Source organism: Phaeobacter sp. HS011 (genome assembly GCF_018101215.1).
Taxonomy (GTDB): Bacteria; Pseudomonadota; Alphaproteobacteria; order Rhodobacterales; family Rhodobacteraceae; genus Phaeobacter; species Phaeobacter inhibens.
The window spans coordinates 115816-122111 of record NZ_JAGEUF010000011.1 but is presented as its reverse complement, the minus strand read 5'-3'; the positions used below and the strand labels follow the sequence as shown (position 1 = coordinate 122111).

Annotated in this window: 7 protein-coding genes; all 7 read right to left on the bottom strand. The window is 63.0% G+C overall.

Annotated features, from left to right (window positions below; all coding sequences use genetic code 11):
- Window positions 1-3556 (bottom strand): strawberry notch family protein (locus J4721_RS18245; protein ID WP_211003479.1); only part of this gene is annotated, 3556 nt, incomplete at its 3' end.
- Window positions 3557-3658: 102 nt separating this feature from the next.
- Window positions 3659-3811, bottom strand: a complete 153-nt coding sequence (locus tag J4721_RS18240) for a hypothetical protein (protein ID WP_024099307.1) — start codon at window positions 3809-3811, stop codon at window positions 3659-3661.
- Complete coding sequence (locus J4721_RS18235) at window positions 3801-3965, bottom strand: hypothetical protein (protein WP_009819683.1); 165 nt, start codon at window positions 3963-3965, stop codon at window positions 3801-3803. Before J4721_RS18235 ends, J4721_RS18240 begins: the two co-directional genes overlap by 11 nt.
- Before the next feature lie 94 nt (window positions 3966-4059).
- A complete protein-coding gene (locus J4721_RS18230; protein ID WP_024099306.1) occupies window positions 4060-4578 on the bottom strand; it encodes a type II toxin-antitoxin system YhaV family toxin in 519 nt (172 codons plus the stop codon).
- Window positions 4575-4901 carry a type II toxin-antitoxin system PrlF family antitoxin gene (locus J4721_RS18225; RefSeq protein ID WP_005668772.1) on the bottom strand — a complete coding sequence of 109 codons (327 nt, stop codon included), beginning with the start codon at window positions 4899-4901 and terminating at the stop codon, window positions 4575-4577. Before J4721_RS18225 ends, J4721_RS18230 begins: the two co-directional genes overlap by 4 nt.
- Before the next feature lie 124 nt (window positions 4902-5025).
- Window positions 5026-5679, bottom strand: a complete 654-nt coding sequence (locus tag J4721_RS18220) for a hypothetical protein (protein ID WP_024099305.1) — start codon at window positions 5677-5679, stop codon at window positions 5026-5028.
- Window positions 5679-6272, bottom strand: coding sequence for a hypothetical protein (locus J4721_RS18215; RefSeq protein ID WP_024099304.1), 594 nt, complete (start codon window positions 6270-6272; stop codon window positions 5679-5681). Before J4721_RS18215 ends, J4721_RS18220 begins: the two co-directional genes overlap by 1 nt.
- Window positions 6273-6296: the final 24 nt, after the last annotated feature.

Genomic DNA, 6296 nt, shown 5'->3' with positions numbered 1-6296 from the left:
CTTCGGCGTCCAGCACATACACTGGGTCGGTGACCTCCAGCCCGATAATCCGCGTCACGGCGCCGGATTTCGGGCAGGTCCAGAGATCCTCGGTGGAGACCTGTTCTATCTTGTCGCCGCGTAGGGTTTCCACGCCGAGATCGAGCGTGCCCGCCGCGCGCGCCCGTTCCGTCTGATCGGCAATCCGGCGCATGAACTCGGCAAAGAGTGCGTTCTGCATGTGGATGGGAAGGGCAAGCACCCGGTTGAGAAACCGCTGGATCGGGGGAAGCTCCTCAAGGAGCACCCCGTCCTTGTCGATCAGCCGCAGGGCGGTCCAGTCGGTGAAGCTCTCGTAGCTCATCGCCTCGGCCCGCCCGGCGGCAAGATCGGCGAAATACCCACGTAGTGCGGCCCGCGCGATCGGGCTTTCGAGATTGTCCTCCTCCCGGAACATGCCTTGCGAGCCGGTCTCGCGCTGACCCTTCGTCAGGGCCCCCAGCTGGTCGAGGCGTTTGGCTATAGTCGAGGTGAAACGCTTTTCGCCATGCACATCCGAGGTGCAGACCCGGAAGAAGGGCGCGCTGACTTGGGCAGAGCGATGCGTGCGGCCGAGCCCCTGGATGGCCGCATCGGCGCGCCAGCCGGGCTCCAGCAGGTAGTGCCGCCGCCGTTTCTGGTTCTTCGCCGTTTGCGCCGCATGATACGACCGGCCCGTACCGCCCGCATCGGAGAAGATAAGGATATCCTTATCACCGTCCATGAAGGCTTGGGTTTCGGATGAATTGCTGCTGGCGGCGCGCTTTTCGATGAAGAGATGACCATCCTCGGCCTTGAGGGGCCGGATGGACCGCCCCGTGACTTCTGCCACGGCCTCGTCGCCAAAGGCCCAGAGGATCTGATCCAGCGCCGAGGGGATCGGCGCCAGCGTCATCAACTCCATCATGGCCGCGTCACGCAGAGCGAGCGCCTCGCGCGAGACGACCAGCGCGCCAGTTTCATCCCGAAGCGGCTCAGCCACCATGTTGCCGTCGATCTCCACGAGCTTTTGGGCATGGATCGGAAAAGTCTGTTCGAGGTAGGCGAGAACATAGTCGCGTGGCGTCAAGGCACCCTCGACGAGTTCATCCTCCGGGTCCATCGTCTCAAGCCGACGCTTCAACAGGCTCTCACCCGTCGAGACCACCTGGATGACGCAAGCCTTGCCTGCCGCCAGATCGTCCGCGATGGCGTGGATGATGGTCGGGGCCTTCATGCCCATCAGCAGATGATTGAAGAAACGCTGCTTTGTGCTCTCGAAGCGGGACTTGGCCGAGGCGCGTGCTGCCGAGGCATTGGTCTCGCCCGAGGCACCGTTGACGCCAGTCGCGGTCAGCGCGGCCTCGAGATTGTGGTGGATCGTCCGAAAAGAAGCCGCGTATGCGTCGTAGATCTCGATCTGGGCCGAAGTGAGCGCGTGTTCGAGCACGTCATACTCCACGCCGTCGAAGCTGAGGGCGCGCGCCGTGTAGAGGCCGAGCGTCTTGAGATCGCGCGCGACCACCTCCATGGCGGCGACACCGCCGGCTTCCATCGCCGAGACGAAACTCTCGCGGCTCGGAAAGGGGTATTCGGGGCCCTGCCCCCAGAGCCCCAGCCGCGCGGCATAGGCCAGGTTGTGCACACTCGTGGCACCCGTGGCCGAGATGTAGAAGACGCGAGCGCGGGGTGCTGCCAGTTGCAGCCGCAGGCCCGCAAGGCCCTGCTGGGAGGGTTTGACCCCCCTGCCCTGCTCAGACCCGGCCGCGTTCTGCATGGCATGGGCCTCATCGAAGGCAAGAACGCCGTCAAAGTCTGCGCCCATCCAGTCGAGGATCTGGCTCAGTCGCGTGGTGCCGCATTTGCCCGCAGACCGCAGCGTGGCGTAGGTGACGAAGAGGATGCCACAGGTCACGGTGATCGGCTGGTCCGGTTTCCATTTGGAGAGCGGCTGGATGTCGGCGGGCGAGCCGCCGAGATCGGTCCAGTCGCGGATCGCGTCCTCGATAAGCGTGGCGGATTTGGAGACCCAGATCGCCTTCCTGCGCCCGGAAAGCCAGTTCAAAAGGATCAGCCCCGCGCATTCGCGTCCCTTACCGCAACCGGTGCCGTCGCCGTCGCCGAGGAAATAGCCGAGGCGATAGGCCCATGCGTCCGGGTCATCATCAGCACGCGTCAGCTTGGTTTGGTCGTCATCGATCATAAACCGCCCCGGCAGATCACGCCCATGGGCATCATGTGCCATGATGATGGTTTCCAGCTGCGCCTCGGAGACGTGACCCTCCTCGATCAGCTTCGCGGGCAGGCGCAATTCCGCACTGGCCGCGCCTGAGGGCACCGGCGGCGCGACAGAGGCCATGGCGATGCTCTCGACGAGCGGCGTGGGATGTTCCTGCGCACCCGCGATCTCGATCCGCTGCGGCCGGTAGCGCGCATAGATGTCAGAGATGGGCGTGTTGTCGCGCGGGGTCTGAAGGCTTGTGAAGCTGAGCGGACGGACGGTATTGGGCCGTGGTTTGGAGGCGGCGACAGGCGAAGCGGCGGTCTTGCGCGGGGCAGATGATCGAACGGTCGGTCGCGCTTGAGGGATCGCTTCAGCCCGCTGGGCGGGGCGCATCTCGATCCGGGTTGCGGCCACGGCATCGACATATGCCAAGGCTTCCTCCAGATCCTGAACCGCGGCGCGGATGAGTTCGCCATCGTCCTGCACCTTGTCGAAGACCATCAGCTGGGTTTCGACAGAGGTGCCGAGCTTGCGGTAGACCTGCCCCGGCATCGTCAGCGCCAAGCGCGGCGTCAGAAGACCGCAGGCCCGCGACCAATGCGCGGCATCGCGTTCGGGCGTGAATCCTGGCGGCATGATCGCCACCAGCCGCCCGCCGGGTGCCAGACGCTTCGCAGACGCGATGAGATGCTTGGCGGCGATGTGTTTGTCCCGGGAACGATCGACCGAGGAGGCGAAGGGCGGGTTCATCACCACGACGTCGGGTAGAACCGGCGTTTGCAGCAGATCATCGATATGCTCGCCGTCATGGCCCGTCACCTCGCCGCCGAAAACCGCGCGCAGGAGGCGCTGGCGAAAGGGGTCGATCTCGTTGAGCAAAAGCGTGGCACCGGCCCGGGCGGCAAAAGCGGCCAGTGCACCGGTGCCCGCCGAGGGCTCCAGAACGGTCTCGCCCTTGCGGATCGCCGCGGCCCGCACCGCCGTGGTCGCGAATGCCAGCGGCGTGGAAAACTGCTGCAGACGGATCTGCTGCTCTGACCGGCGGGTTTCCGTAAGGAGACGTGAGGCGAGGAGTTTTGCGTTGGCGATGTCTGCTGTGGCACCGGCCCCACGCAGAAGCACCTGGATGGCCGCTGCCTGCATCATGTCATAGGCCATGCGCCAGTCCCAGGCGCCACCGGCATCGCTGCCATGAAACGTCTCGCGCATGATACGCGCGAGCGCTGAACTGCGCAGGGGCTGGTCATCGACCTCCGTGCCGATTTGCGCGAGGGCAGAGGCGAGATCGGCTTCGGAGATTGCGAGAGCCGGGTTGGCCGTTCTGGGTTTGGACATGGGGATTTTCCTTTGGATCAGGGTCTGAGTTCCAAAGGACAAAAAGCCCGCTTTCGCTTTTCAGGGTGACGTAGTCAGACCGCGCTGACCTCCAAGGCTTGGTCAGGACTTGGGTTCGACCTGCCGCTTCGCATCAATCAATGCCTGTGCGGCCTGCATCACCTGAACCTGAGATGTTCCCGAGCGTGCATCCTCCAGCGTGGCCTGCACCTGCGCGCAAAACCACGTGTCATAAGAATTCGCTTCAGCGGCCACGGAAATGCTCCTCGAGCCCGATATCCAGCAGCTTGCCGAGGTCATCGGGCATGTCTGCAACGCGCACAGCAATTGGGAAACGGTGCCCCGTCAGGTCAGGCGCGCATTGCTCCTCTAGACCGAGGTGCTGCCTATCCTTTTCCGTCTCATTCATTGTGCTTTCTCCGACCGCATTATCAGCCGATGCTACATCTTCGAGCGTGGCGTCGTAAATGATGTTGCCAAAGGGTCATAGCAAGCTGGCCCACTTACCGATCGGGCACCGCTTCAAGGGATTTCTCGAACCGCTTGCCTGCCGCTGCAGCTTCTTTCAAGAGCGCGTCGAAATTGTCAGGTGGGTTGCCATCTTCCAGCATCCCTTTGAACGTCGCATAGGCATCCGTCTTGCTGCCATAGGCGCGCAGGGTCTTGTCGTCGTTCACCCATGCCACCACGATGACCTTCGCATCGCTGTTGAACCGGTAGAACAACCGATACTGCTGGAAGAATTTCGCCCGGAACCAGTGCTTGCGGTGATCGCCTAGTGTGCCGCCTTGCCGGAAAGCGGCGGCACCCGGATCTGCAGGTATGGCCTCGGTGACCAGCTTGAAGATGGCGGCCAGCCGTTTCGTTGGGTTTTTCTTGTGCCAGGTCTTGGGATCGCGAGCCTTACGCGCCTCTACCTCCTCGACCAGCCCTTCGAGCTGGTCCAGAAAGAGTGGGTGCGCATAAATCGACCATCCATTCACGACAAGGGGCGCTTGGGCGGGCACGCTATCGCCGCTCATTCATCCTCGAGCGATAGCGGCGCATCGAGATCGACATCAACGTCTCCGACCAGTGCTGCAAGACGGTCATGCAAAGCCCCATCGAAAGCCCGAATGCGGTCCGGATGCGCCTTGATATCGGCCTCGACAAAATCGAGAAAGGCTCCGAGCACGGGATCTTCCTCGTCGCTGCGCACGGGCTCGATATAGACCCTGCCACTCGGCTCGGTGCAGTAACGAATCTGGTCGCCCTTGCCCAGCTTGAGCTGTTTGCGCACACCCGCCGGCACGGTCGTCTGATACCGATCCGTGAGTTTCGAGACATCTTGTGCGAGGGCTGTCATGGCAGTCTCCTGAAGAAAAGGGGCTTTGCTGCCCGCGATAGGTAATGCATTTGCATTGCCTTGTCAAGACAAGCCGCAGCATCTGCTGTCGCCGGGCAGGTCGATGAACCGTCCGGCGCAGGACCTAATTTCGCCCCGCCAGGAACTCCGCCAGCACCGGGCTAGCCGCACCTTTCGTGGAGCTGAGCAGCTCCGAGCCCGCAAGCGAGGCCTTCGACAGGCGTACGAGCCCACCAGTTTCCTCGATGCGGTAGCAGCGGCGCTTTTGCCGCCCGCGCCTGTAGTGGGTCGCGGTGACAATCTGGCAGGTACTGCCATCGGTGAGCGTCACAGGGGTGGCGAGCTTGATCTTGTCGCCTTCCTCGTAGTCCGGGATCGCAGCCCAGTCCTGGCAGCGCTGGCGCCAGGCATGAGCATAGCTGTCTGGGTCTTTCAGCTCGGACAGCAGGGCCAATAGGCTCAGTGGCGCGCGGGATTCGACCGGTCCCGCGCTTTCCTCCATGTCCTTGTAGCCCCAGCAGCCGTCATCATATCGGGTAAGGAATACGGCGGCGAAAGTGATGGAGCCATCCGCATCGGTGACATAGGTCGTGTCTTCGACAGGGGTGCCGTCGATATTTGTGACCTTTGCCGCCGCGTACCAAGTCGAACCCACCTTGCAGGCTTTGACCAGTTCCGTCTTGCGCCTTTCGCCCTCGAAGGTGCACAGCCGAGCAATCTCCGCTTTCTCATCCGCGTAGGTCTGGACGCGGCCGTCGGTGTAGAAGAGCCAACCCATCACGCCGCCCTCCGGTCATCGATTTCCATCAGCGCATCGAGCGGCACGCGGTAGGGCTGCATGGCGTCAAAATCCTCGCAATTGCCGCAGTTCTGTACGATCGCGAAGGTGTCGCAGGCATCCTTGAGGATGACCCGGAAGGTGCCGCCGAGGCCTGACGGCACCTCGTAGGTCCCGCCGATGAGATAATCCGAGGCCCGGCGCACGAAGACGCGGATGCTGTGGCCATCGGTGGCGAGCCGGATCGCCCCCCGCCCCCGGTCGATGAGCACCTGCACGTCATCCAGGATGTCGGTATAGAACTGGCCGGTCAGATCGCGAAACGCCATGCGGCGCTGCGCCATCCAGTCGGTGTCCCGAAACGGGTTCATGCCGTCGGCGAAAGCGAAGGAGGGATCGGCCTGTTCGGTGGTGACGATACGGGTGGTCGTGCCATCGATGCCGTTTGAGCGCAGATGCACACCATTGCCGACGATGAGGATCAGGGCGGGCCTGTCCACGGGCCCGTTCCAGTTGGGCAAGAAGGTTTTGCAGGCGCGCGCATGGGCGATCTGTTCCGCAACAGCGGACGCAGAGAACTTGAGAATAGCCATGAGGATGTCTTTCGGTTGGGTGTG

Bases quoted from the DNA above. Each gene is read 5' to 3' on its own strand.
- J4721_RS18235 (WP_009819683.1), bottom strand. From the start codon at position 3,965: ATGAATGAGACGGAAAAGGATAGGCAGCACCTCGGTCTAGAGGAGCAA.
- J4721_RS18230 (WP_024099306.1), bottom strand. From the start codon at position 4,578: ATGAGCGGCGATAGCGTGCCCGCCCAAGCGCCCCTTGTCGTGAATGGA.
- J4721_RS18225 (WP_005668772.1), bottom strand. From the start codon at position 4,901: ATGACAGCCCTCGCACAAGATGTCTCGAAACTCACGGATCGGTATCAG.
- J4721_RS18220 (WP_024099305.1), bottom strand. From the start codon at position 5,679: ATGGGTTGGCTCTTCTACACCGACGGCCGCGTCCAGACCTACGCGGAT.
- J4721_RS18215 (WP_024099304.1), bottom strand. From the start codon at position 6,272: ATGGCTATTCTCAAGTTCTCTGCGTCCGCTGTTGCGGAACAGATCGCC.